Source organism: Rhodococcus sp. CH91, from assembly GCF_022554085.1.
In the GTDB taxonomy this organism is placed as follows: domain Bacteria; phylum Actinomycetota; class Actinomycetes; order Mycobacteriales; family Mycobacteriaceae; genus Rhodococcus.
The window spans coordinates 14,756-40,143 of sequence record NZ_JAKFYR010000007.1; the positions used below are offsets into that span (position 1 = coordinate 14,756).

Annotated in this window: 24 protein-coding genes and 1 riboswitch; of the genes, 15 read left to right on the plus strand and 9 right to left on the minus strand. The window is 68.9% G+C overall.

Annotated features, from left to right (window positions below; all coding sequences use genetic code 11):
• Positions 1 to 136: 136 nt before the first annotated feature.
• The 4 genes from qcrB to ctaE all read right to left on the minus strand — a co-directional run bounded on the left by qcrB (position 137) and on the right by ctaE (position 4,467).
• Positions 137 to 1,795: a cytochrome bc1 complex cytochrome b subunit gene (qcrB, locus tag MOM01_RS14550; RefSeq protein WP_241386141.1), complete on the minus strand. Its 1,659-nt coding sequence runs from the start codon at positions 1,793 to 1,795 to the stop codon at positions 137 to 139.
• The gene (gene qcrA / locus MOM01_RS14555; protein ID WP_241386142.1) at positions 1,792 to 2,919 is read right to left on the minus strand and encodes a cytochrome bc1 complex Rieske iron-sulfur subunit; all 1,128 of its coding nucleotides are present in this window, start codon (positions 2,917 to 2,919) and stop codon (positions 1,792 to 1,794) included. Before qcrA ends, qcrB begins: the two co-directional genes overlap by 4 nt.
• Positions 2,916 to 3,752 carry a cytochrome bc1 complex diheme cytochrome c subunit gene (gene qcrC, locus MOM01_RS14560; RefSeq protein ID WP_241386350.1) on the minus strand — a complete coding sequence of 279 codons (837 nt, stop codon included), beginning with the start codon at positions 3,750 to 3,752 and terminating at the stop codon, positions 2,916 to 2,918. The genes qcrA and qcrC overlap by 4 nt, the downstream gene beginning before the upstream one ends.
• 100 nt (positions 3,753 to 3,852) lie before the next feature.
• Entirely contained in the window at positions 3,853 to 4,467 is a 615-nt protein-coding gene (gene ctaE / locus MOM01_RS14565; RefSeq protein WP_241386143.1) for an aa3-type cytochrome oxidase subunit III, read from the minus strand.
• Positions 4,468 to 4,661: 194 nt separating this feature from the next.
• Here ctaE and MOM01_RS14570 point away from each other — a divergent pair, with 194 nt between their 5' ends.
• Positions 4,662 to 5,114: a hypothetical protein gene (locus MOM01_RS14570; RefSeq protein ID WP_241386144.1), complete on the plus strand. Its 453-nt coding sequence runs from the start codon at positions 4,662 to 4,664 to the stop codon at positions 5,112 to 5,114.
• 63 nt (positions 5,115 to 5,177) lie between these two features.
• A complete protein-coding gene (trpD, locus tag MOM01_RS14575; RefSeq protein WP_241386145.1) occupies positions 5,178 to 6,254 on the plus strand; it encodes an anthranilate phosphoribosyltransferase in 1,077 nt (358 codons plus the stop codon).
• Positions 6,255 to 6,327: 73 nt separating this feature from the next.
• Here the strand turns inward: trpD and MOM01_RS14580 are convergent, their stop codons facing one another.
• Both MOM01_RS14580 and MOM01_RS14585 read right to left on the minus strand, forming a co-directional pair.
• Positions 6,328 to 6,603 (minus strand): Lrp/AsnC family transcriptional regulator, encoded by a 276-nt coding sequence (locus MOM01_RS14580; RefSeq protein WP_241386146.1) that lies wholly within the window; start codon positions 6,601 to 6,603, stop codon positions 6,328 to 6,330.
• A 31-nt stretch (positions 6,604 to 6,634) separates the two neighbouring features.
• Positions 6,635 to 8,461, minus strand: a complete 1,827-nt coding sequence (locus tag MOM01_RS14585) for a DEDD exonuclease domain-containing protein (RefSeq protein WP_241386147.1) — start codon at positions 8,459 to 8,461, stop codon at positions 6,635 to 6,637.
• Between the two features lie 444 nt (positions 8,462 to 8,905).
• A riboswitch (cyclic di-AMP (ydaO/yuaA leader) is annotated at positions 8,906 to 9,074 on the plus strand.
• 15 nt (positions 9,075 to 9,089) lie between these two features.
• Between MOM01_RS14585 and MOM01_RS14590 the strand changes: the two genes are divergently transcribed.
• From MOM01_RS14590 to MOM01_RS14645, 12 genes are all read left to right on the plus strand, one after another.
• Positions 9,090 to 9,671 carry a C40 family peptidase gene (locus MOM01_RS14590; RefSeq protein ID WP_241386148.1) on the plus strand — a complete coding sequence of 194 codons (582 nt, stop codon included), beginning with the start codon at positions 9,090 to 9,092 and terminating at the stop codon, positions 9,669 to 9,671.
• A gap of 266 nt (positions 9,672 to 9,937) precedes the next feature.
• Positions 9,938 to 10,927, plus strand: a complete 990-nt coding sequence (locus MOM01_RS14595) for a C40 family peptidase (RefSeq protein WP_241386351.1) — start codon at positions 9,938 to 9,940, stop codon at positions 10,925 to 10,927.
• 74 nt (positions 10,928 to 11,001) lie between these two features.
• Positions 11,002 to 12,330, plus strand: coding sequence for a hypothetical protein (locus MOM01_RS14600; protein WP_241386149.1), 1,329 nt, complete (start codon positions 11,002 to 11,004; stop codon positions 12,328 to 12,330).
• Positions 12,331 to 12,377: 47 nt separating this feature from the next.
• Positions 12,378 to 13,547 (plus strand): glycosyltransferase family 4 protein, encoded by a 1,170-nt coding sequence (locus tag MOM01_RS14605; RefSeq protein WP_241386150.1) that lies wholly within the window; start codon positions 12,378 to 12,380, stop codon positions 13,545 to 13,547.
• A gap of 39 nt (positions 13,548 to 13,586) precedes the next feature.
• Entirely contained in the window at positions 13,587 to 13,976 is a 390-nt protein-coding gene (locus tag MOM01_RS14610; RefSeq protein WP_241386151.1) for a polyketide cyclase / dehydrase and lipid transport, read from the plus strand.
• Between the two features lie 101 nt (positions 13,977 to 14,077).
• Positions 14,078 to 14,515, plus strand: coding sequence for an SRPBCC family protein (locus MOM01_RS14615; RefSeq protein ID WP_241386152.1), 438 nt, complete (start codon positions 14,078 to 14,080; stop codon positions 14,513 to 14,515).
• A 29-nt stretch (positions 14,516 to 14,544) separates the two neighbouring features.
• Complete coding sequence (locus tag MOM01_RS14620) at positions 14,545 to 15,756, plus strand: ArsA family ATPase (protein WP_308196997.1); 1,212 nt, start codon at positions 14,545 to 14,547, stop codon at positions 15,754 to 15,756.
• On the plus strand, positions 15,753 to 16,133 hold the full coding sequence (locus MOM01_RS14625) for a hypothetical protein (protein WP_277609749.1): 381 nt from the start codon (positions 15,753 to 15,755) through the stop codon (positions 16,131 to 16,133). The genes MOM01_RS14620 and MOM01_RS14625 overlap by 4 nt, the downstream gene beginning before the upstream one ends.
• Positions 16,130 to 17,107, plus strand: coding sequence for an ROK family protein (locus MOM01_RS14630; protein WP_241386155.1), 978 nt, complete (start codon positions 16,130 to 16,132; stop codon positions 17,105 to 17,107). The genes MOM01_RS14625 and MOM01_RS14630 overlap by 4 nt, the downstream gene beginning before the upstream one ends.
• Before the next feature lie 158 nt (positions 17,108 to 17,265).
• Positions 17,266 to 18,033, plus strand: coding sequence for a lysophospholipid acyltransferase family protein (locus MOM01_RS14635; RefSeq protein WP_241386156.1), 768 nt, complete (start codon positions 17,266 to 17,268; stop codon positions 18,031 to 18,033).
• A 68-nt stretch (positions 18,034 to 18,101) separates the two neighbouring features.
• Positions 18,102 to 18,593 carry a polyadenylate-specific 3'-exoribonuclease AS gene (locus tag MOM01_RS14640; protein ID WP_241386157.1) on the plus strand — a complete coding sequence of 164 codons (492 nt, stop codon included), beginning with the start codon at positions 18,102 to 18,104 and terminating at the stop codon, positions 18,591 to 18,593.
• A gap of 55 nt (positions 18,594 to 18,648) precedes the next feature.
• Positions 18,649 to 20,034 (plus strand): class II 3-deoxy-7-phosphoheptulonate synthase, encoded by a 1,386-nt coding sequence (locus MOM01_RS14645; protein WP_241386158.1) that lies wholly within the window; start codon positions 18,649 to 18,651, stop codon positions 20,032 to 20,034.
• A gap of 168 nt (positions 20,035 to 20,202) precedes the next feature.
• On the opposite strand, the gene MOM01_RS14650 is transcribed toward MOM01_RS14645, so the two are convergent.
• Positions 20,203 to 22,164 (minus strand): Stk1 family PASTA domain-containing Ser/Thr kinase, encoded by a 1,962-nt coding sequence (locus tag MOM01_RS14650; RefSeq protein WP_241386352.1) that lies wholly within the window; start codon positions 22,162 to 22,164, stop codon positions 20,203 to 20,205.
• Between the two features lie 262 nt (positions 22,165 to 22,426).
• On the opposite strand from MOM01_RS14650, the gene MOM01_RS14655 reads away from it, so the two are divergent.
• A complete protein-coding gene (locus MOM01_RS14655) occupies positions 22,427 to 22,798 on the plus strand; it encodes an Rv2175c family DNA-binding protein (RefSeq protein WP_241386159.1) in 372 nt (123 codons plus the stop codon).
• A gap of 21 nt (positions 22,799 to 22,819) precedes the next feature.
• Here MOM01_RS14655 and MOM01_RS14660 read toward each other — a convergent pair whose 3' ends face one another.
• On the minus strand, positions 22,820 to 23,734 hold the full coding sequence (locus MOM01_RS14660) for a phytoene/squalene synthase family protein (RefSeq protein ID WP_374112313.1): 915 nt from the start codon (positions 23,732 to 23,734) through the stop codon (positions 22,820 to 22,822).
• Positions 23,724 to 25,307, minus strand: a complete 1,584-nt coding sequence (locus MOM01_RS14665; RefSeq protein ID WP_241386161.1) for an alpha-(1->6)-mannopyranosyltransferase A — start codon at positions 25,305 to 25,307, stop codon at positions 23,724 to 23,726. The genes MOM01_RS14660 and MOM01_RS14665 overlap by 11 nt, the downstream gene beginning before the upstream one ends.
• Between the last annotated feature and the right edge of the window lie 81 nt (positions 25,308 to 25,388).

Sequence of the window (25,388 nt, forward strand, 5' to 3'; positions counted from 1 at the left end):
ACTGCTTGTCATAGTGTCAAGGTCAAGCCGTAGCTCGGAGGATATCCGGCGGGGGAGGGGAGAGGTGCTCCGACGACGAAGGGGCCCCGGACCGTGAAGGTCCGGGGCCCGTTGCGTGCCGTTCGTCGCGCCGGTGTCAGTGCGACTTGTCGGGCAGGCGGTCCGAGTCGTCGGAGTCGCCGTGGACGCGATCCTGGTACTCGCGCAGCGTGTTGCGCAGCTCGAGCTCGGCCTCGTGGTGTGCGGCCTCGAGCGCGGCCGACTCGTCGGCCGGGTCCGGGCTCCACCAGCTGCCGGAGCCGGGCTTGCCGGCACTGCCGAGGCGGTTCATGCGCTTCGGGATCGCCGCACCCTGGTACTCGAGCGGGACCGGGTGTCCGTGCTCGTCCACCGGGCCGAGCGGCTGGTGGATCTCGATGTACTCACCGGTCGGCAGGCGACGGACGATGCCCGTCTCGATGCCGTGCTCGAGCACCTGACGGTCGCTGCGCTGCAGAGCCAGGCAGAACCGGTAGGTGATGTAGTACACGAGAGGCGGCAGGACGACCATGCCGATACGGCCCATCCACGTCGTCGCGTTGATCGAGATGTCGAACTTGAACGCGATGATGTCGTTGACACACATCAACGTGAGGATCACGTAGAAGGTCAGGGCCATCATGCCGAGCGAGGTGCGAACCGGAACGTCGCGCGGACGCTGCAGCAGGTTGTGATGCGCGTCGTCCTTCGTGAAGCGCTTCTCGATCCAGGGGTAGATCGTCAGGATCGTGAAGATCAGACCCATCGCGAGCGCCACGGCGAACACGGCGGGAATGGTGTACCGGTCGAACAGGTAGATCTCCCAGGCCGGCCAGATACGTGCGAAACCGTCCGTCCACATCATGTAGATGTCGGGCTGGGAACCAGCGGAGACCTGTGACGGGTTGTACGGGCCGATGTTCCAGACCGGGTTGATCTGCAACAGACCGCTCATCAGCGCGAGGACCGCGAAGGTCATCGCGAAGAACGCACCGGACTTGACGGCGAAGACCGGGAGGATGCGAACACCCACGACGTTCTGCTCCGTGCGGCCGGGGCCGGGGAACTGGGTGTGCTTCTGGTACCAGACCAGCGCGAGGTGCGCTGCGATCAGGGCCAGGATGATGCCCGGGACGAGCAGCACGTGCAGCACGTAGAAGCGCGGGATGATCAGCTCACCCGGGAAGTCGCCACCGAAGATCGCCCAGTGCAGCCAGGTGCCGATGATCGGGACACTCAGCGTGATACCGGAGAAGGCGGCGCGCAGGCCCGTGCCGGAGAGCAGGTCGTCGGGAAGCGAGTAGCCGAAGAAGCCCTCGAACATCGCGAGGATGAGCAGCAGCGAGCCGATCACCCAGTTGGCCTCACGCGGGCGCCGGAATGCGCCCGTGAAGAAGATGCGCAGCAGGTGCACGACGATCGACGCCGCGAACATCAGTGCTGCCCAGTGGTGGATCTGGCGGACGAACAGGCCACCGCGAACCTCGAACGAGATGTTCAGGGTGGTCTCGTAGGCACGGGACATACCCACGCCGCGCAGCGGCTGGTACACGCCGTCGTAGGTGACGTGTGCCAGCGAAGGATCGAAGAAGAGTGTCAGGTAGACACCGGAGATCAACAGGATGACGAAGCTGTACAGCGCGATCTCACCCAGCAGGAACGACCAGTGGGTGGGGAAGACCTTGTTGATCTGACGACGGATACCGGGCGACAGATGGTAGCGAGAGTCGAGATTCTCGCCGATCTGTGCGGCACGGGTCGGGGTTGCAGTACTCACGGGCGACGCTCCCAAAATGCCGGACCGAGTGCCTCGATGAAGTCACCGTTGGCGACCAGGAAGCCCTCTTCGTTCACTGTAATCGGCAGCTGCGGCAGCGCGCGAGCAGCGGGACCGAATACCGGCTTCGCGTACTCCAGTGCATCGAACTGCGACTGGTGGCACGGGCACAGGATGCGGTGCGTCTGCTGCTCGTAGAGCGACGTCGGGCAACCGAGGTGGGTGCAGATCTTCGAGAAGGCGAAGTAGTCGCCGTAGTTGAAGCTCTCCTGACCCTTGCGCTTGACTGCGCGCTCGGTGTCCTCGGTGCGCAGACGGATGAGCATGACCGCGTTACGGACGCCACGGAGGCTCTGGAGCAGGGCGTGATCGTCGCCGCGATCGGACTCACGGAACGGGAAGACCGTCTCCATACCGCCGGCATCGAGATCCTCGGGGCGGACCAGGACGATGTCCTGGGGCCGTCCGGTGTCGCGACGCAGGTAGATGGTCTCGCCCGGGTAGCGCGGCGTCCAGCCCGACGTCCACAGGGGAGACTTGTCGCCCTCGGCCCACGGGTTCTTGATCAGACCGCCGAGCGGCATGATCAGGCCCACGCCGAGCGCGCCGCCACCGAAGATCGCGGTGCGCTTGATCAGCTTGCGACGGGGCAGGGTCGACGTCTCGAGGGAGTCGGTGAGCTCGGCGACGATCGTCTTGCGATCGACCTCCGAGGACGGACCGTCGTGCCGATCCTGGATCGACACCTCCTCAGGGATGAACTTCTTGGTGAACTGGACGGCTCCGACGCCGATACCGAGGATCGACAGACCCAGGGTCAGACCCAGCATCGGGGTGTAGAGGCTGTACCAGGTGTAGTTCGGGTCGCCCGGGCCCTGGTACTGCCAGGGCCAGAAGAGGTACACCGCGATGAACGCGAGACCCGACACGCCGGCGAGAGCGAACCACAGTGCGACGTTGCGCTCGGCCCGCTTCTCGGCGCGGGTGCCCTTCACGGGCCACCGCTCCTTGCGGAACGCGACGTCGACACCGTCGAGCTTCGTCCCCAGCGCGACGAGATCGTCGCGACTCATCCGATCGAGATTCTCGATCTCGTGCTTGTTCGGCGTTTCGCCGCCACTCATGACCTTGCTCCGATCCACAGCGCAGCGCCGACGACGGCGACCATGCCGATGACCCACATCGTGGGGCCCTCGGACGCGGGGCCGAAACCGCCGAGCCCGTAGCCTCCGGGGTTCTTCGTCTCACTGGCGGACTTGATGTACGCGATGATGTCCTGCTTCTCTTCGACCGTCAGCTGACGATCGGAGAACTTCGGCATGTTCTGGGGGCCGGTGAGCATCGCGGTGTAGATCTGCTGCTCGTTGGCCGGATCCAGGTTCGGCGCGAACTTGCCGGACGACAGTGCGCCGCCGCGGCCGGTGAAGTTGTGGCACGACGCGCAGTTCTGGCGGAAGAGCTCCGAACCGCGGCCGATGTCGTTGCCACGCAGCGACGACTGGGCGAGCTCGCCGTTCTCGTCGCGGATGACCGTGGGGCCGCCGCCGTTGGCCTGGATGTACGCGCCGAGCGCGTCGGTCTGGGCGGCGTCGAACTTCGGCTCCTTGCGCAGGGCCTGGGCCTCGTTGCGCATCATCGGCATGCGGCCGGAGGAGACCTGGAAGTAGACGGCGGCTTCGCCGACACCGATCAGGCTCGGACCGCGGTCCTGGACACCCTGGAGGTTGACACCGTGGCAGGTCACGCAGGATGTCTCGTAGAGCTGCTGGCCCTCACGGATCAGAGCGCTCTGATCGTCCTGGGCCGTGGCCACCTGCGGGGCAGGTGTCAGTGCGGAGGCGATGAAGCCTGCACTGAGCAGACCGAGCGCGAGAACCAGCACTCCGGTGACGCGTCGGCGCATCTTGCGTTGACGGCGGGACTTCGCAGCAGCGGCTGCAGAGGATCGACCGGGCATGTCACCCTCGGAGGCGAGAGGTGGGGATGAACTCATCTGTATCCCTTTTTTTATGTCGGGACGGACTGGACGTCAGGGGGCTGCCTGGGCGTTCAGTTGGCTAACGGATGAAATAAATCGTGGCAAACAGCGCGATCCATACGATGTCGACGAAGTGCCAGTAATACGAAACGACGATGGCTGCAGTGGCCTGGGCGGGCGTGAACTTGCTGACCTTGGTGCGGAACAGCAGGAACACGAACGCGATGAGGCCGCCGATCACGTGCAGGCCGTGGAAGCCGGTGGTGATGTAGAAGACCGAGCCGTACACGCTGCCCGGGATGGTCGTGCCGTCCTGGACCAGGGTGAAGTACTCGTAGCCCTGGCCGAGCACGAAGAAGGTGCCCATCGCGAGGGTGATGATGTACCACCGCCGCAGTCCGAAGACGTCACCGCGCTCGGCGGCGAACACGCCCAGCTGGCAGGTGAAGGAGGAGGCGATCAGCACCGCAGTGATCGGTACCGCCAGCCACAGGTTCAAGTGGGTGGGCGGCGGAGGCCACATGCCCTCCGGCGCCTGTGCCCGTGCCACGAAGTACATGGCGAAGAGCCCTGCGAAAAACATGAGCTCACTGGACAACCACACGATGGTGCCGACGCTGACCAGGTTGGGCCGGTTCAACGAGTGCACGCGCTGTGTGATTGCAGATCCTGAAGTCCCTACTGCGCTCGTCACGCTGGCTAGTATGACCCTTCGTAGTACGTCTTGGGCAATCGGGGCCGAAATCGGCGCGTCCGTGCAGGTCCGGGACCGAAGATTCACCAGGTGAACGCCTCTGGGAGGCGCGCGCGGACACCGCTGCGGGCGGTGCCCGCGGTCCTGCATCGACCACTGTCGAGGCCCTCCGGGCGGCATGCGATCGTGGTGACATGAGTACCGGAAAGGGCCTGCGGGCGTGGCTGCGCTCCCTGGCCGGCCGCCGCACCGAAGCGCTCGATGCGAGCCGGACCGACCTCGTGGTGGTGGTCTCGTCGTTCGACGACGCCGAGGCCTGTTCGACCGCCCTCGACCGTGGAGCGGCCTCGGAGCCGTCCTGGAGGTCCGAGAGCGAGGCCGTTCTTCGTCATCACCTCGCCCTTCCTGAGGACGCCTTCGAGAGGGCCTCGGAGCTCGCGGGCCAGGACGGCTATGTCGTCGCGGTGGCCGAGGGACGGGTGCGGTCGGCAGCGGGTGAGGAGGCCACGCTGGTCCTGCAGCGGGTACAGGTGCTCGACGCACTGCACTGTGCACAGGAGAAGTCCCGGATGGCCTCCCTCGCGCAGCGACTCGGGGGAACCGCGCTGGGATGGGACGCACTGCAACCGCAGAATTCTGCTGACTAAGCTGACTGCCCGGAGGGCACGCCGGTGCCCGGTAGGGAGCGAGATGCGGCGAGGGCGGGTGCGATGAACGCGACGCGAGACGCGGACGAGGTGGCGCCGAGCTGGCCCTCCGTGCTGGGAGCGCTGACCGCCGGTCAGGATCTGTCCCGCGCACAGGCGCGGTGGGCGATGGACGAGATCTTCTCGGACAACGCTACGGCCGCCCAGATCGCCGCCTTCGGCGTTGCGTTGAAGATGAAGGGCGAGACCCCCGACGAGCTGCGGGCACTCGCCGACACCATGCTCGACTACGCCCGTCTGGTCCCGGTCGACGGCGCCGTCGTCGACATCGTGGGCACCGGAGGCGACCGGGCGAACACCGTCAACATCTCGACCATGGCGTCGCTCGTCGTGGCCGCCACGGGTATCCGCGTCGTCAAGCACGGCAATCGCGCGGCGTCCTCGAAGAGCGGAGGCGCCGATGTGCTCGAGGCTCTGGGGGTGCACATCGACCTGGGGCCGGAAGCGGTGGCGCACTCGGTCGCCGAGGCGGGAATCGGTTTCTGCTTCGCGCCGGTCTACCATCCGGCGCTGCGTTTCGCGGCCGCACCGCGCAAGCAGATCGGCATCCCGACGGTCTTCAACGTCCTCGGGCCGCTGACCAACCCCGCCCGCCCCGGAGCCGGACTGATCGGGTGCGCCTTCGAACCGCTCATCGGCACCGTCGCGGGCGTACTCGCGCAGCGCGGCAGTTCTGCGCTCGTCGTGCGCGGTGACGACGGACTCGACGAGCTGACCACCTCCACGACCTCGAGCGTCCACATCGTGCGTCACGGCGAGGTCAGGCTCGTCGGCCTGGATCCGCGGGATCTCGGTATCGAGCGCGTCCCGCTCGACGCGCTGCGCGGAGGCGATGCCGAAGAGAACGCCGTGATCGCGCGAGCGGTTCTCGCCGGGGAGAAGGGACCGGTGCGCGACGCTGTCCTTCTCAACGCCGCCGGCGCGATCGCAGCCTTCCGCGGGGTGGACGGTGCGCTCGAAGACGCCCTCGCCGCCGGACTCGAGACCGCGGCGGAGGCGATCGACAGCGGGGCCGCGGCGACCGTGCTGTCGCGCTGGGCCGAGGTCAGCACGCGTCTCGGTTCCGCCTCCGAGAAGTAACGACCGGCAGACCGCGACGGGCCCGCACGCTGTCGGTGCGGGCCCGTCGCGGTGTTCGCCGTGCGGGTCGGTCTCAGTTCCCGATCGAGAAGCCCGCCTCGACGTCGGCGCTCGAGTACGACTGGAACGCGATGTGGGTGACGGTCTTCGTCACCCCTTCGATCTTGTTGATGCCGCGAGTGACGACCTCGGCGATCTGCTCGTGGTCCCGTACTCGGACCACGGCGACGAGATCGACGTCCCCCGCGCAGGAGTACACGGTATCGACGCCCTCGAGATCGGCCACCGCCTGCGCGGTCTCGGGGATGCGGTGTGCCTCGGCATCGATCAGGACGATCGCGTTGATCATGTGGTCTCCTTCGCCTTCCTCAGGGATTCCCTCAGCCTATGCGGTGGGCGACGTCGGTGGAGAGGGCCCCGTGGACGGCGCGGGCGTCGCGGGCGAGTTCGGCCCAGGCGCTCCACCGGCCGGCGCCACGCGCCGGCTCGCACCAACCGTGACTGGCGCGCACGATGCGGACTCCGTCGCCGTCCAGCCATCGCGCCACGAGTCCGATCTCCTCCGGTGATGCGCCGCGCAGCGGACCCGGTGACGGGCGCACGGTCTCGGCGCCGGCGACGATCGCCTCCACGACCGGCATCGGGGCCACGCGGCGCGGTGCCACTCCGGCAGAGGCGAGCCGTCCGGCGCGGATCACCGCGAAGTCCCATCCGCCTTCGGCGCGGGGCCGTGCGGCGATCAGTTCGTCGACCGCCGCCAGTGAGGCCAGGCGCTGGGTGCGCCGCAGGGCGGCCAGTGCGGTCGCCAGCCGGTCGCGCAGACGGGCCGCATTCTCGAACAGCTGGTCGTGCACCAGGGTGGAGAGCCGGTCGTGGATCTCGTCGACCGCCTCGTCGGCGGTGCCGCGCACGATCGCGCGTGCGTGCTCCACCTGACCCGCATACGCAGAGAAGTCCTGAACGCCGAATCGCGCTGCCGCGCACCCGCCGACCGCCACGGGTGGGCAGCGGTCGCCGTGCCGGGCCGTACGCCCGATCCGGCGGGTGCACGTCCGCAGACCGCACATCTCCGCGAGGAGCGCTGCGACATCGGCCGCGTCGGCGCGGACCGAGAACGGACCCGTCGCATCGGGGCCCGGTGTGCGGCTCACGGCGAACCGGGGAAAGGCCTCGTCGGTCAGGACGATCCACCAGCCTCGCATCGGATATTTCGACCTGCGGTTGTACGGAGGGGTGTGGGCAGCGAGCAGGCGGAGTTCGCGCACGCCCGCCTCGAGTCCGTGGGCGCATTCGACATGGTCGATGCGGGTGGTCAGCGCGACCATCTCCCGGAGCCGTGGTCTCGTCTCCGAGCCCGTGAAATAGGTACGGACGCGCCGGTGCAGGTCGACGGCCGTGCCCACGTAGAGCACCTCGTCGGAGGGGCCCCGGAACATGTAGACGCCGGGCTTACGGGGAAGGTGCGCGGCGAGGGCACGTTTGGCGCGTTGTTCGGCGGTGACGACGGGAAGGTAGTCGCGCAGCTCGGTGAGACTGTGCACGCCCTGATTGCCGACACGTTCGATGAGTGCGTGCAGGACGTCGACGGTGGCGCGTGCGTCGTCCAGCGCGCGGTGGGTGGGGACGGTGGAGACGCGGAACAGTTCGGCCAGTGCCGACAGCTTCACGGACGGGGCTTCGTCCCGCCCGAGGACACGGCGGGCCAGTTTGACGGTGCACAGCACCTGGAAGCGGGGCCAGGGAAGCTCGCATCGGGTGGCGGCAGCCTTCAGGAATCCGACGTCGAAGCCTGCGTTGTGCGCGACGAGCACCGCTCCGCACGCGAACTCGAGGAAGGCGGGCAGTACCTCCTCGATCTTCGGTGCCGCGTAGACCATCGCAGTGGTGATACCGGTGAGCTGCACGATGTACGGAGGAATGGGCCGGCCCGGGTCGACGAGGGTGGCGAACTCGCCGAGTACCTCTCCGCCGCGGATCTTCACCGCGCCGATCTCGGTGATGGCGTCGTCGGCGGCTCTCCCTCCGGTGGTCTCGAGGTCGACGACGACGAAGGTGGTCTCGCGCAGCGGTGTGTCGAGTTCGTCGAAGCCGAGTTGGACTCCGATGCCGGAGGAGCGGGGATCGATTCCGGAGTCCTGTCGTTCGTGGAAGGCAGGGTCGGGAGATCGTCGCGGGGAAGTGGTGCCGAAAGGCCGCGGCGAGGTCATGGGGCGAGCCTAGGAATGCGCACCGACATCCCGTTCCGGGGCCTCCGGAAAACCTGTCGAGACGAGGATCACAGACCGTTTTCGGTGCGGTTCGGCGGGGTATTCGCGGCCCCGGAAACCGACCGATCGGCCTCCGTGGATGTATTCGGTCGAATCGGGCGCGAGGCATACACGTCCGGTGTCCGGGGGAAAGCCTGACCTGCGATCCTGTCGGTGGAAACGGTCATTTCCGGCGGCGGTCCGTGCTCGGCCCGGTCATGATCACGTACCGTCCCTCTCTCTGTTATCTCGCCGTTATCGGACCGTTGCCGAGGCTGGGTGTTACTGCGCAAATCGGGCGTGGGAGGCGGCTGTCCGCTGCGATGGTCTCGACTTCACCGATGCCGTTTCGTAATCTTTTCGAGACCGAGCGGAGAGTTTTCCGGCCCATTCCGGATCGGAGCCGCGCGGTTACCGCCTAATCGGCCCTTCCACTGTTCTCGGGAGGTCCGAGCCGGGGACCCACCTAGTAGTACTCGGGGTGAATCCCCTCTGCCCGTCGGGGCGAGGGGTAGGGCTGATCTTCCGGCCCGAACCCGTCAGCTAACTCGGTCGGCGGGTGAACGGAAGAAACGGAGCACACCCCCTCGTGGTCTCGAACAACAGCAAGCGCAATGTCCGGCGCGCTCTCGTCGTCGGCGCCATCGCTCTCGGAGCCGTCACCGTCTCGGCCGGTCCGGCGATGGCCGACACGATCGACATCCCCGGGGTCGGATCGTTCGACCTCCCCGCCGGCGTGACCGTGCCGCCGGAGGTCGCGAACCTCCTCCCGCCGGCGCCCGAGAACGTCCCCACCGTTCCGGCTGCGTCCTTCTCGGCGCCCTACAGCTCGGTCGGGCAGCGTGCTGCCGACGCGGCGCAGTCGAAGATCGGTGCCCCCTACGTCTACGGTGCGGCCGGCCCGCACTCCTTCGACTGCTCGGGTCTCGTGCAGTGGGCCTACAAGCAGGCCGGGTTGAACGTCCCGCGTACGAGCTACGAGCAGGCATCCGCCGGCACCCCGGTCGACATCGCCGCTCTCCAGCCCGGCGACGTCGTCTCGTTCTACGGCGGAAGCCATACCGGTATCTACATCGGCGGTGGCAACATCGTGCACGCCTCGACCTCGAGCCAGCCGGTCAAGATCGCGCCGCTGAACTCGATGCCTGTCGACGGAGCGCGCCGCTTCTGATCGACCGTCGCGTCCGCGAGGAGGGCGGGTCCGGCACATGCCGGGCCCGCCCTTTCGTCTGCCGGCGAGGACTCTGCGATCACATATCGCGCTCTCGTGTAGGCGCTACCCGCTAGTAGACACAAACCTATGCGATTCCGTAACCTGATCGAGACCTTTGGGAAAGGATGCGAGACCCCGTGGTTTCCGACAGGACGAAGCACGTCGTTCGAGCGCCGGGTGCGCGACGAACCGGCCGCCCGGCTCTCGTCGTCACCCTGATTCTGATGATCCTCGGTTTCACCGTCTCCCCGGTGACGGCACAGCCGGCCGCGGAGAGCCCCACCGCGCGTCTCGAGCATCTCGCCGACCTGTCGCGCCGATCGGAACAGGCGACCGAGGCATTGCACGCCGCCGGCATGGACCTCGAGGCGAAGGCGGCGGCGCAGCAGGAGGCGGAGCTCCGCGCCGCGCAGGCCGACGAGGCTCTCGGCGTCGCCCGCGCCGACATCGCCCGCTTCAAGCCCACTGTCGACAAGCTCGCGCGGGCCAACTATCGCGGGGCACGCACCAACCGTCTGTTCGCGGTGATGGTGAGCGACTCCCCGCAGCAGATGCTCGACCAGATGGTGCTTCTCGACGTACTCGGTGAGCAGACGGCTCGGGAGGTCGACGGCTTCCGGACGGCCACCGCTGCCGCTGCGGAGGCCGCCGCGGCCGCACAGCAGGCGGCCGACGAGGCGCGAACCGCCGCCGAGCAGGCCCGGACCCTCCGCGACGACCTGCAACGTAAACAGGCCGAACTCGAACAGCAGATCGAAGGTGTTCTCGATGCCTTCGAGGCCCTGAGCGACGAGGAGAAGGCCGCACTCGCCGGCACCCCCTTCCCGCCCGGCCTCGACGCCGAGAAGATCCTGCAGCATCTCGTGCCCGGGAGTAACGGAGCCGCCGTCCGCGCGGCACTGTCCCGCATCGGCTCGCCGTACGTCTGGGGCGCGACCGGACCCGACCAATTCGACTGTTCCGGACTCATGGTGTGGGCGTACAAGCAGGTCGGCAAGGCGCTACCGCGCTCGAGCCAGGCCCAGGCGCAGGGTGGTGTCTCCGTCTCCCGCGCCAATCTGCAGCCCGGTGACCTCGTGATCTTCTACGACGACGCCTCCCATGTCGGCATGTACGTCGGTGACGGCAACATGGTCCACGCCTCCACCTTCGGGGTGCCGGTGAAGGTCCAGTCGATCGATCGATTCCCGTTCCACAGCGCCCGGCGGTACTGAACCGGCACGGACGGGAGCTCGCTGCCGCGGAGGGTGCACCGGCGGAGCGGCAGGCGCCGACCTAGACTGACGCGGTGCCTGCGCGTTCGTTCACTTTTGCCGGTACCCGCAGATGGGAACGCCTCGGCCTCGCCGGCCTCGTGCTTGCACTCGTCACCGCGGGCGTGTTGCTCGCGGTCGACCCGGCCGGGACGGGCAGTGCCGACGCGGGTGTGAGAGCCGACCTGCAGGCCGTGCTCGACGAGTGGGGACGCGCGGTCCGAGCCGGTGACGCCCAGGCGCTTCCCGCCGTGATCGACGAATCCTCCCCGGTTCTCCTCGAGGCGGAACGGAGAAGGACCGCCGCGATCGCCTCGGTTCCCCTCGCGGACTTCGGCTACGAGCTCGCCCCCGAACCCGAGCTTCCGGCCCCCACCGACATCCTCGCTCGGTTCGGTACCGACGAGGTGCGGGTCCACCGTGTGCGCCTCCGGTTCGCGGTGGACGGCATCGACGACCTCCCGACCTACCGTCCGGTGACCGTGCTGTTCGTGCACCGACCCCAGGGCTGGCGGATCGCCGACGACGCCCCCGTCCTCGCCGGCACGACCAGCGCGACCTGGCGAGGGCCCTGGGATCACGGTCCGCTGCACGTCGCCGAAGCGGAGACCGAGGGTGGGCGATCACTCGTGATCGGTCACCCGGACGACGCCGCCTTCATCGACGAGGCGGCACGCGAACTGCCCGCCGCGGTCGACTCCGTCGACGACCTGTGGGGCGGCGACTGGTCCAGGCGGGCCCTCGTGGTCGTCACGTCCTCCCGCCAGGAGTTCACCCATCTCGTCGGCCCGGATCACGACGGTGACGAGATCGCGGCGGTCGCGGTTTCCGACGAGGTGGACCACGGCCGAGGTGTCGCGACCGGGCAGCGGATCGTCTTCAATCCCGCGGCGAGCAGCCGGCTCGACGGCACCTCGCTGCGCGTGGTCCTCGCCCACGAGATGGTGCACGTCGCGGCACGGACCGAGACCGTCGACGGTTCCCCGATGTGGATCCTCGAGGGTTTCGCCGATTACATCGGTCATCGCACGGTGGCGGACGACGGCGTCGGGCCGCAGGTCGACGTGCGGCGGATCGCGCCGACGCTGACCGCCCGGATCCGCTCGTCCGGCGTACCGGCGGGCCTCCCGGACGACGACGACTTCACGTCCGAGGACTCCGTGCTCGCTTACGAGACGGCCTGGTCGATCGCTGCGTTCACCGCGGCCGAGTTCGGACACGACCGGTTGGTCGCGCTGTACCGCGCGCTCGCAGCCGGTCCCGGCGCCGAGGACCGTCTCGATCGGGTGCTGACCGATCTGCTGGGCGTCGGCACCGCCGGTTTCGTCGACGGATGGGGACAGTGGCTCAGCGGGCGCGTCTGACGACACCCCTGCGCCGAGTCGCGGGCCGCTCCTTCTACGGTGGACCCATGCCGAGGACCCTCCTGGTGACGAACGACTTCCCTCCCCGTCCCGGGGGCATCCAGTCGTATCTGCACGCATTCACGAACCAGCTGCCGCCCGACGACCTCGTCGTCTACGCGCCGCGTTGGCGCGGCGACAGTCACGTGAAGTTCGACGCGCGTGCACCCTACGAAGTGGTTCGGCATCCCACGACGTTGATGCTTCCCACCCCGGACGTCGTACGGCGGGCGGCCCGGCTACTCGTCGATCACGACTGCGAGACCGTCTGGTTCGGAGCCGCCGCACCCCTGGCCACGATGGCGCCGCTGATGCGGCGTGCAGGGGCGCGCCGCATCGTCGCCAGTACACACGGCCACGAGGTGGGCTGGTCGATGCTGCCCGGAGCCCGCCGGGCACTGCGGCAGATCGGCGATCACACCGACATCGTCACCTTCGTCAGCCGCTACACGCGCGGCCGGTTCGCCTCGGCCTTCGGTCCCGAGGCGGGACTCGAGCATCTTCCCTCCGGGGTCGACACGGACGTCTTCCGGCCCGATCCGGGTGCGCGCGCCGAACTGCGGTCCCGATACGGACTCGGTGCCCGCCCCACCGTGCTGTGCCTGTCCCGGCTGGTGCCCCGCAAGGGGCAGGACATGCTCATCCGCGCGCTGCCCGAGATCCGCCGGCGCATCGACGGCGCCGTTCTCGTCATCGTGGGAGGCGGGCCCTACGAGACACGGCTGCGGGAGCTCGCTCACCGCACCGGCGTCGATCGGCACGTCGTGTTCACCGGGACGGTGCCCGCCGCCGAGCTCGCCGCCCACCACACCATCGCCGACGTGTTCGCGATGCCGTGCCGGACCCGCGGCGGCGGGCTCGACGTCGAGGGGCTCGGCATCGTGTACCTCGAGGCATCCGCGACCGGTGTGCCCGTCGTGGCCGGCCGGTCGGGCGGCGCACCCGAGACCGTGCGGGACGGCCGGACCGGTTTCGTCGTCGACGGCACCTCGGTGACAGCCGTCGCCACGGCGGTCTCCGGCGTCCTGGCCGACCGGGATCGTGCCGCCGCGATGGGCGCGGCCGGCCGCGAGTGGGTCTCTACCGACTGGCGGTGGGACGTCCTGGGCGCGAGACTGCGGGGCTTCCTCGACACCGCGGCGTATCCGCCGGAGGGCGCGGCGCGGTCGGCGGGGTGACCTGACGGCGCGGACGCGCGATATGTGAAGCTGTCCTGCGTGAGCAGCATTCAGGTGGCCGACCAGACCTTCGTAGCGGCGCCCCCGGAGCGCATCGCAGCGGAGGTCGCGGCGCTCGACAGGTGGCGCGCGTGGTGGCCGGACCTCGCACTGACCGTGCGTGAGGACCGAGCCGAGAAGGGGATCCGCTGGGCCGTCTCCGGTCCGCTCGAGGGGACGATGGAGGTGTGGATCGAGCCCGTGCTCGACGGCGCGGTGATCCACTACTTCCTGCACTGCGAACCGACGGGCGTGGCTCCGGAGCGGGTCGCCGGTCTCGATCTCGCGGACATGAACCGGGTACGGCGCGTCCAGGGGAAGGTGATGACCTTCGAGATCAAGCAACGCCTCGAAGCAGGCCGTCCGGCCGGTGAACCGCCGCGCCCGTGAAGGATCGCATCCCGATACCGTAGTGCTGACGGTGCGTGACAGACCGTCGGAGCGGGACTCACAGGTGCACCCGAGGTACCGAGAAAGGGAGCCTTCACCACATGGCCGAGAAGACCAAGAGGTCGATCACCATCGACGCGCCGGCCGAGCGTGTCATGGAGGTCATCGCAGATTTCGATGCCTACCCCACATGGGTGGAGGCGGCGAAGACCGTCGAGGTGATCGAACATCGCCCCGACGGGCGAGCCGAGCGGGTGCGCTTCGTCCTGGATGCGGGCATCGTCAAGGACACCTATGTCCTGCGGTACAAGTGGGCGTCCGACAACCGTGCGGTGAGCTGGGAACTCGAGAGCGGTGAGATCCAGAAAGCCCAGTCCGGTTCGTACGTACTCAACGAGACTCCGGACGGCACCACGGTCGTCGACTACCAGCTCACGGTCGATCTCACGATCCCGATGATCGGTCTGTTCAAGCGCAAGGCGGAGAAGGTCATCACCGATACCGCCCTCAAGGAACTCAAGAAGCAGGTGGAGAGCTGAACAGCAGCCCCGGCCCGGCCTCGGCCCGCATCCGATGGTTCGTCGGTAAAGGTGGTGCAGGGAAAACAACCGTGGCCGCCGCCGACGCGCTCGCGACCGCCCGGGCGGGCGAATCCGTTCTCGTCGTGTCGATCGACCAGGCACATTCGCTCGCCGACGTTCTCGACGTGCCCGCGCCCGACGACCGGAGCGAGGCCGGCCCTGCGGACATCCGCAGCGTCGAGGACAACCTCGAGATGACGCAGATCGACGCGGCGGAACTGCTCCGACGGCGGTATTCGGTCCTGGCATCCATGGCAGCCCTGGCCGGTGCGCACGAGCACGCCGAACAGTTCGACCTGCCCGAGCCGGAGGAACTCACCGCGCTGCCCGGGGTGCAGGAACTGCTGGTGCTCTCGGAGGTGGCCCGCCTCGCGGAGACGGGCCGGTGGGCCGAGATCGTCGTCGACACTCCGGCCTCGGCCGATGCGCTGCGCACTCTCGCCGGGCCGCGCACGGTCTCCGACTATCTCGAACGGATCTGGCCGCAGCACAGCCGCGTCGAGGCGACAGGCGGTCAGGATCCCCGGGTGGCCGTGCTGGTCGCGGTGTTCGATCGCATGCTGGCGGGCCTCACCGGGATCCGCGATCTGCTCGACGATCGTCGCCGCAGCTCCGCCGTGCTGGTGGCGAGTCCGGACCGGGCCGGTCACGCCGAGTTGCGCCGCGTGCGCTCGTGGCTCGCGCTCGCAGGCATCCGGCTCGGCACGGTCGTGATCAACGGGGTCGCGCCCGCGCTGAGCGGCACCGGTGCGGCGGCGCGGATGCTCGCCGCCCAGCGGGCCGCTCACGAGACCGTCGTCGAGGAGATCCGTGCGACCGTCACCGAAGCACCGGTGATCGTGTACGAGCGACGCGCGGTCGAGCCGGTAGGGTTGGCAGCTCTGGGGGAGTTCGCTGCGACGATCCGCCGGGACGCACCCGCCCGGGAGGGGCAGGGCGACGAACCGGTCCGGGTGCAGCACGAGTCGGGAACGGGGGTCGAGGCGGTGTACGCGATGCGCATGTACCTTCCGCTCGCGGATCCTGCGTCGCTGACGCTCGGGCGGATCGGCGACGATCTGATCGTCGGTGCCGACGGCATGCGCCGCCGACTGCGTCTCGCGTCGGGTCTGCGCCGGTGCGATGTCTCGCAGGCCGAGTTCGACGGGACCGACCTGGTGATCCGATTCGTTCCGGATCCGGCAATGTGGCCGCAATGAGAAACGATCACGAAGCGCTGCTCTCGGAGCTGTTGGTGCTCGCCGACGCGGTACTCGACCGGGTCGAAGGAGTCGTACAGCAGTTCGCCGTGCCGTCCAACGACAGCGACGCGCCCGCGGCGCCGGAGCAGCACGGAACCTCCGCGGGCTGCACCTGGTGCCCGCTGTGCGCGGGTGCGGCTCTGCTGCGCGGTGAGGACCACGAACTGGTCACCCGGCTGGCCACCAGACTGGCGGCGTTGATCGCGTTGCTCCGCGAGCTCGTCTCCCGCTACCTGGGCCGCACCGGCGAGACCGATCCGCCGGAGCCGCCGCCGGACGCGCCCGCGCGGGATCGGCCCGCCTACGTGCCGATCTCCGTCGACGTCCGCACGTGACCGGCAGGAACGGGCAGGATTCCGTGCTCACGATCGGGATCGACGTGGGAGGCACGAGCATTCGCGCCGCGGCCGTCGACCGGAACGGTGTGGTGGTCGACAGTACGCGTACACAGACACCGTCCTCGGCGGTCGCCCTCGAGAACGCCCTGCAGCGCCTCGTCGACCATCTCCGCGACCGCAACGACGTCGCGGCGGTCGGGCTGGCGGTCGCGGGATTCCTCACCGAGGACCGCACCACGGTGCGGTTCGCCCCTCATCTGCCCTGGACGGAGACACCCCTCGCGGCGATCCTGACCGCGCGTCTGGGACTTCCCGTCGTCCTCGAACACGACGCCAACGCCGCGGCATGGGCCGAGTACCGCTTCGGTGCGGCCGCGGGCAGTCGCATCGCGGTGATGCTCGCGCTCGGCACCGGGATCGGTGCCGCCCTGCTGCTCGACGGCAGGATCTACCGCGGTGCCTACGGCGTCGCCCCCGAACTCGGGCACCTCCGCATCGTCCCCGAGGGACGGCCGTGCCCGTGCGGAAAGCGTGGATGCTGGGAAAGGTACTGCAGTGGAACAGGTCTCGTGGACACGACCGTCGAGATGCTCGCGGCGGCGCCGGGACGCTCCGCTCTGGCCGCCGATGTCGCCTCCGACCCGGGATCGCTCACCGGCCGGCGGATCGCGGGAGCGGCCCACGACGGCGACCCCGTCGCTCTCGCGGCCTTCGCCGATTTCGCCCGACGTCTCGGGATGGGCCTCGCGCTCGTCGCCGACGTTTACGATCCGGAACTCGTCGTGATCGGGGGAGGAGTCTCCGATTCCGCACCGCTGTTCCTCGACGATGCGCGCGAGCACTACGCCGCCGCGACGACCGGTGCCGGTCACCGCCCGCTCGCGCGGGTGCGGGTGGCGCAACTCGGTGACGCCGCCGGTCTGATCGGCGCCGCCGATCTCGCACGGAGGGCCGTGCCGGATCGACCCTGATCCCGCTGTGCGGGTGAGATTATCGTCACGTAGATACGGAAAGCGTGGGTTCGAGCACTGCGGTGATGTGCGTGTGGCGGGTACATCGTCGTAAAGTCGACCGGCGGGCCGATGCTGCATCGGGCCGCGGGGGGACGATCGAATTCGGGAAGGATGCCATGTGGTACTGGCTGTTCAAATATGTCCTTCTGGGGCCGCTGCTGTGGCTCATGGGTCGTCCCACGTTCGAAGGTGGCGAGAACATCCCGGCGCACGGTCCGGCCATTCTGGCCAGTAACCACCGAGCGGTTCTCGATTCCTTCTACCTGCCGCTGCTCGTGCGTCGCCGGATCACCTTCCTCGCCAAGAGCGAGTACTTCACGGGTACCGGCTTCAAAGGCGGCTTCCAACGCTGGTTCTTCTCCTCGGTGGGGCAGGTGCCCATCGACCGCACCGGCGCCGACGCCGCCCAGGACGCGCTCAATGCCGGGGTCCGCGTGCTCGGCCAGGGGAAACTGCTCGGCATCTACCCGGAAGGCACCCGCTCACCCGACGGACGCCTCTACAAGGGCAAGACCGGCCTGGCGCGACTGGCGCTCGAGACCGGGGTCCCGGTCATCCCCGTGGCCATGATCGGCACCGACCGGATGAATCCCATCGGCTCGAAGATGTGGCGCCCGGCGAAGATCACCGTGCGCATCGGTGAGCCCATCGACTTCTCCCGGTTCGAGGGCATGGGCGGGAACAGGTTCGTCGAACGGACCGTCACCGACGAGGTCATGTACGCGCTGATGCAGCTGTCGGGGCAGGAATATGTCGACATCTACGCCGCGACCGTGAAGAACAAGGCGGGCGAGGCCACCGTTCCGTCCCTGCACGCGGATGCGGCCGAGCCGCCCCCGGGCGGCCCTGTCGCCGACCGCGTGCCCGACAGCCGCGCCGGGTGAGGCCGCACCACGGCAGCCGTCCCGGTACCGCGGCGACGGCCGCCGAGCGCGCGGCATAGGGTGGCACGGTGCGCTACTTCTACGACTGCGAGTTCATCGAGGATGGTCGCACCATCGAACTCGTGTCGATCGGTGTCGCCTGTGAGGACGGCCGGGAGTTCTATGCCGTCTCGACGGAGTTCGATCCGTCCCGGGCCGGTGCCTGGGTGCGGCGCAACGTGCTGCCGAAGCTTCCGTCCCCGGCACATCCCGCCTGGCGTTCCCGGTCGAGGATCCGCGACGACCTGCTGAAATTCTTCGTGCCGCGTCCGGGGGTGCGCCCGGAACTGTGGGCCTGGATCGGTGCGTACGACCACGTCGTGCTCGCGCAGCTCTGGGGCACCATGCCGGAATTCCCGGATGTGCTGCCGCGCTACACCCGGGAGTTGCGCCAGTACTGGGAGGATGCCGGCTGTCCGCCGCTGCCGCCCGTACCGGACGACAACCACGACGCGCTCGCGGATGCCCGGCACAACCTCGCGAAGTTCGAAGCGATCGAGGCTGCACGCCGGTCGCGATGACGCGCGCAGCCGGGGTGCTTCGGACCTCCCGGTCCCGACGCCATATCCTGGACATGTGAACTGGACTGTCGACGTGCCGATCGACCGCTTGCCCGAACTGCCTCCGCTGCCCGAGGAGCTGCGTGCGAACCTCGACGCGGCACTCGCGAAACCGGCGGTGCAGCAGCCCAGCTGGCCCGAGGAACAGGCCGCGGCGATGCGTACCGTACTCGAGAGCGTGCCCCCCATCACCGTGCCTCGCGAGGTCGAGGAGCTGCAGGATCAGCTCGCCGCGGTCGCTCGCGGTGAGGCCTTCCTCCTGCAGGGCGGCGACTGCGCGGAGACCTTCGCCGACAACACCGAACCGCACATCAAGGGCAACATCCGCACGTTGCTGCAGATGGCGGTGGTGCTGACCTACGGCGCATCCACACCGGTGGTGAAGGTCGCTCGTATCGCGGGGCAGTACGCCAAGCCGCGGTCGTCCGACACCGACGCCTTCGGTCTGCCCTCCTATCGCGGCGACATGGTCAATTCCCTCGTCGCAGATCCCGCGGTGCGCGCCCACGATCCGTCGCGGCTCGTGCGTGCCTATGCCAATGCGAGCGCGGCGATGAACCTCGTGCGTGCCGTCACCGCCGCGGGGGAGGCAGACCTCCACCGCGTTCACGACTGGAACCGGGAATTCGTGGCGGCCTCGCCGGCCGGCGCCCGTTACGAGGCGCTGGCCTCGGAGATCGACCGTGGCCTGCGATTCATGGACGCGTGCGGTGTCGTCGACCCCAACCTGCGGGCAGCGACGATCTACGCCAGCCACGAGGCGCTCGTCCTCGACTACGAGCGTGCGATGCTGCGACTCGACAACTCCGGTGACGAACCGCGCCTGTACGACCTGTCGGCCCACTTCCTCTGGATCGGCGATCGCACCCGTCAGCTCGACGGCGCCCACATCGCCTTCGCCGAGCTGCTGTCGAATCCGATCGGACTGAAGATCGGCCCCTCGACGACGCCGGAAATGGCCGTCGAGTACGTCGAGCGGCTCGATCCCACCAATCGGCCCGGCCGCCTGACCCTGATCTCGCGTATGGGGCACAACAAGGTCCGCGACCTGCTGCCCGGCATCATCCAGAGCGTCGAGGCCTCGGGTCACAAGGTGATCTGGCAGTGCGATCCCATGCACGGCAACACCCACGAGGCCTCCACCGGCTACAAGACCCGCCATTTCGATCGCATCGTCGACGAGGTGCAGGGCTTCTTCGAGGTGCACCGCGCGCTGGGCACCCATCCCGGAGGCATCCACGTGGAGCTGACCGGGGAGAACGTCACCGAGTGCCTCGGCGGCGCCCAGGACATCTCGGATCTGGACCTGCACGGCCGGTACGAGACGGCGTGCGATCCGCGCCTGAATACGCAGCAGTCGATCGAACTTGCGTTCCTCGTCGCGGAGATGCTCCGCGGGTAGGTGCTGTGGAGATGCTCCGCGGGTAGGTGCTGTGGAGATGCTCCGCGGGTAGGTCCTGCGGGGGATGCCCCGCCGGTAGGTCGGGGCAGCGGACGTGATCAGGGCAGTGCGGTCAGGGTGACCNCCTGCGGGGGATGCCCCGCCGGTAGGTCGGGGCAGCGGACGTGATCAGGGCAGTGCGGTCAGGGTGACCGTGCTGCCCTGTTCTGCTCTCCGGCCCGCTCCGGGATCCTGGGCGATCACCACCGAGCGGTCCGAATCCGCGACCTGCCGCACCTCCACCTCGAAACCGAGGCGGGTCAGTTCGTCGCGGGCGGACCCTACCGAGCGACCGAGCATCGAGGGCACCTTCACCGCATTCGACACGAGGAGGGTGACCGTGCCGCCGGCGTTGACGGTCTCGCCCTCGGCGGGCTCGGTTCCGGCCACCAGTCCTTCGTCGACGTCCGCGTCGAAGACCTCGCGAACCTCTCCGACCGTCAGTCCGGCCTCGTCGAGCATGCGCCGGGCTTCGTCCACGCTCCGGCCGGCGAGATCGGGCAGGGTCACCGGGGGAGAGCCCTTGCTGATCACGAGTTCCACCTCGGAGCCGACCGGCAGGACGGTCCCGGGTGCGGGGTCGAGGGCGGCGACGCCTCCCTCGGGCACGGTGGTGCTGAACGCGGTGCCGCCGTCGACGGGTTCGAAGGTGCGGCGACGTAGTTCGTCCTCGATGACGGATCGCTCCCCGGCGCCGGAGATGGACGGCACCGTGGGCCGGCCCAGGGACACGAGCAGCGCGACGGTGTCGCCGTCGGGGACGCGTGAGCCTGCGGAGGGATCGGTGCCCAGGACGGTGTCCACGGGAACGTCGTCGGAGTATTCGCCGCGGATCTCGCTGGACAGTCCGACGGTCTCGATGGCGGAGACCGCAGCGGCCCGGTCGAGACCGAGCACGGTGGGCACGTCGGTGAGGCGGCCGGCACCGAGCCACCATCCGGCGATGCCCATGAACAGGGCGAGCAGGATGACCGCTGCGATCCAGGCCGCTGCCGAGCGCCGCTGCCGACGCCGGTCGGCGCCGTAGTCGGGGCGAGGCACGACGGGTTCGGTGTCCGGCCGCGGGTGGGTCCGGGTGGCGACCCGCGTCGGGTGAGGCGGGAGGTCGGGGCTGTTCGGGCCGTATGTCTCCGGCACGGCGGTCTGCACGGTCGTCGGCGCGTGCGCGGCCGAGGCCTCCGCCGCGCCGAGCACCGTCGTCGGGGGGACGGGATCGTGCCGGTCCGCGGTGGGAGCGTCGGAGCCGGCGGCAGGCACCACGGGATCCGGGGTCCGGGGCGCTGCCTGTACCGCGGACCGTCTGGGCGCCGGCACCCGGTAGCGGGGCAGATCGAGCGTGTTGCAGATCTCCCCGAGGGCGTCGGCCATGACCTGGGCGTCCGCATAACGCTCGCCCGGTTCACGCTCGGTCGCCCGGCGAACGAAGGTGTCCAGCTCCGTGGGCACACCGTCGATGACCGAACTCGGGTCCGGTACGTCCTTCTCCACCCGTTGGTAGGCCACCGACAGTGAGGTGTCGCCGGTGAACGGCGTGCGGCCGGTGAGCATCTCGTAGACGAGCACACCCGCCGAGTAGACGTCGCTCCGCGCGTCCGCGCTCCCGGTGGTGACCTGTTCCGGGGACAGATAGGCGGCGGTGCCGAGGATCACGCTGCGGGAGGTGGTCGTCGCGGCCGCCACTGCGCGCACGAGCCCGAAATCGGCGATCTTCACCTCACCGTTCCCCGAGATGAGAATGTTCTCGGGTTTGATGTCGCGGTGCACGAGGCCGGCCCGGTGGGCCACGGCGAGCGCGCCGAGCACCGGCGCCGCCACTGCTGCCGCCGCGTGCGGGGGCATCGGCCCGCGTTCGCGCAGCAGCTCGCGCAACGTGCCACCCTCGACGAGTTCCATCACGAGGAAGACGTGATCGCCGTCCTGGCCCTGGTCGTAGACCGCGACCAGCCCGGGATGGGTCAGCCGCGCGACGGAGCGTGCCTCGAACTCGAACCGCGCCAGGAACTGCGGATCGGCCGCGAACTGCGGATCCATGATCTTCACCGCGACCGGGCGGTCGAGACGCAGGTCGGTACCGCGGTAGACGGTGGACATGCCACCCCGCGCGATCTGTGATTCGATGCGATAACGCCGGTCGAGTACGACGCCGACCAGTCGGTCGCCTCCAGTCACCCGGTGTACCCCCGTGTCTCGTGCGGAATTCGTGGGACGTCGGTACCCGGGTCCTCGCGGTATCGACGCGACGAGCGGTTCGACGTCGCGAACGCGAACCGATTTCGTCCCCGTCGATCGTAGCCAGCTCCGGCGGGTGGTAGCCGCGTAGCTACCGCTCCGGGCGCAGCGATAACGTAGTGGGGTGAGTGCCATTCCTTACTGCGACGACGTCCTCGACCGCTCCGTACCCGTGGTGCAGCTCGTCGACGTGGCGAAAAGCTTCGGCGTCGCGATCACGCGCGTGCACCAGATGCTGCGCGACCGGCAGCTGCTGGCCTTCAAGCGCGACAGGGTGCCCGTGGTGCCCGAGGCCTTCCTCGACGAGGACGGTGGCATCCTCAAGGGCATTCCCGGCCTGATCGCGGTGCTGCACGACGGTGGTTTCGAGGACGACGAGATCCTGCAGTGGTTGTTCCACGAGGACGAGTCGCTGCCCGGCGGCTCTCCGGTCGCCGCGATGCGGACACAGTCCGCACGTGAGGTGATGCGACGCGCGCAGGCGCTCGCCTTCTGATCACCGCGGTGACGAAGGCCGTCAGCGGCGCCGCACTGTGCCGGTGACGTATTCGGTGAGTGCGACCGCGGCCCGGGTCCGGCGAGGCACGGAGGCGCGCCTGTCGAACACCCGGAAATCGCTGCGCTCGACCTCGTCGAGAATGCGGCCGTAGAGCACGAACGCGGTGCGGATACCGGGCCGGATGCTCTCGGGCAACAATCGGAGGCCGGGTTCGGCCTTGCGGTACTCGGCGCGGGTCAGCGCGACCGCGTGGGCGAGTGCTCGGCGGACCCGGCGATCGGCGATCCCGGTGCGCCTGCCCTCCTGTAGCAGGTCGACGTCGACTCCGAACGCCGACCACAGCTCGAGCGGGATGTAGAGCCTCCCGCGCCCGAGGTCCTCTCCGACATCGCGGATGAAGTTGGTGAGCTGGAAGGCTTCACCGAGAGCGGCCGCAGCGGGCGCGGCCGCGGGATCGTCGACGTCGAAGACGGGGAGCAGCTCGAGCCCGATCACCGCCGCCGAGCCGTACATGTACTCGCGTAGTTCCGCCATGTCGCGATAGTGGGGCCGGAACTCGGGAGTGCCCGGCACATCCATGCGCATGGAACGGATGAACGCGTCGAAGTGGCCGACCGGGATGCCGTACCGGTGGATCGTGTCGGCGAGCGCCCGCACCACCAGTCCGATGTCGTCGAGCGGACCCGGATCTCCTGCCAGCGCGGCGCGCAGCCGGACGTGGGCGTCGTCGACACCGAGGAGTGCACCGGCCGGATCGTCGACGGCGGTGACGTCGACGATGTCGTCGACGTGCCGGGCGTAGCCGTAGAGGGCGTGAACGGCGCGTCGTCGTGGGGCGGGCAGGAGCCGGGTGGCCAGGTTGTAGGTGCGTCCGTGCTCGGCGGTGAGCTCGGCGCAGTGGGCATATGCCCGGTCGAGATCGTCAGGCACGATCGCCCTGGACGGGACCGGAGAGCGGCGGTCTCGGCCGTAACCGCAGGTGCAGGGGGTCGTAGGTCACCAGGGCCCGTGCCGCGACGATCGAGGCGAATACCGCCAGCGCGACGTGCGCGATGTTGTACATCCCGATGGAGCCGTCGGGATTGAAGACCAGCATGAGCCAGGTCGACAACCCGACGAGCAGCATGAGTACCCGCGGCGACATCGCGAATGCCGCCGCGACCGCGAGCGGCCAGGAGTAGTACCAGGGCAGAGCAGCCGGCGACAGCAGGGTCACGGCGGTCAGGGCGACGACGATGCCGAGAACGGCGTCGCGCTCGGTGCGGCGGAAGCGCCACCATGCCCAGACGAGGATCACGACCAGCGCGACCGCGCAGAGCATCCTCGTGACCTCGAGGATCGAACCCAGGCGCCAGGGCGTCACCCACGTGCCGACGTGCGCCATCATGGTCGGCAACGACAGCCAGTTGATGATCTTCGAGGATCCGGACAGGGCGGTGAGCCAGCCGATACCGACCCCCGCGAGCAGGGAGGTTCCACCGAAGACCGCACCGAACACCACGAGTCCCAGGCCGGCAGCCTTGAAGAACAGGCGGACGGGCGCAGCCGGTTCACGGCCCTCGGCCAGCGCGCGGTCGCGCTCGTGGACCATCCAGACCCACACGAGGAAGGGCAATGCCAATCCTGCGGTCGCCTTGATCGCGGCGCCCATCGAGACGAGGGCGATACCACCGAGATGGCGCCCTTCGAGCACCAGCACGATGCCGGCGATCATGAGGCCGACCATGAGCAGTTCGTTGTGCACTCCACCGACGAGGTGGATCAGCACGAGCGGGTTCAGCACCGCGAGCCACAGCGCGATCGTGGGATTCCCGCCCACACGGCGCGCGAGCTTCGGTACCCCCCAGGCCATGAGAATCAGGCCGGGCAGCATGGTCAGTCGCCACAACCACGTGCCCGTCACGACATTGTCGTCGGTGATCGAGGTGATCCCCGCGCCGAGGAGCAGATGGACGGGACCGTAGGGGGTGGTGGTCGTCGTCCACACGTTGCTGACGTTGTCGAGCAGGATTCCCGGGTTGACGACCGGACCCACCGAGTACGGGTCGAAACCCTCGCGCAGGAGCGCCCCCTGCGCGAGATAGGAGTACGCGTCCCGGCTGAACATCGGTGTGGCCACGAGCAGGGGAGCGGTCCACGCAGGCAGCACCGTCCACAGGTCGCGTACCGTCACGTGCCCGGCGAGGGCCGCACGCCCGACGCGCACCCACGCGCCGATCATGAGGAGCACACCGACCCACAGGATGATCGTGGACAGCAATTGGCCGTGGCCGAAGCGCAGCCACGACAGGTACATGTCCTCGAGCAGCGGGTCGACGCGTCGGACGCTGCCCGCGCCGAAGCTGCCGAAAGTCATCAGCACCGCCCCGCACGCGCCGAGCAGGGTCGCGTTGCCGGCCGGACTCCTCAGGAATCCGAGTGCCGAGCGCTCGCGGAGCGGTGCGTCGGTCCCGTTTTCTGCAGCCGAGGCCTCGTGTTCGGCGTCCGAGGAGGCAGGGGACGACATCGGTTGGGTTCCTCCCCCGTGGGCATCTACTGCGAAAGCGCAGGTGGTAGGTGCTGCGACGAGCGCAGGCGCTGGCGAACG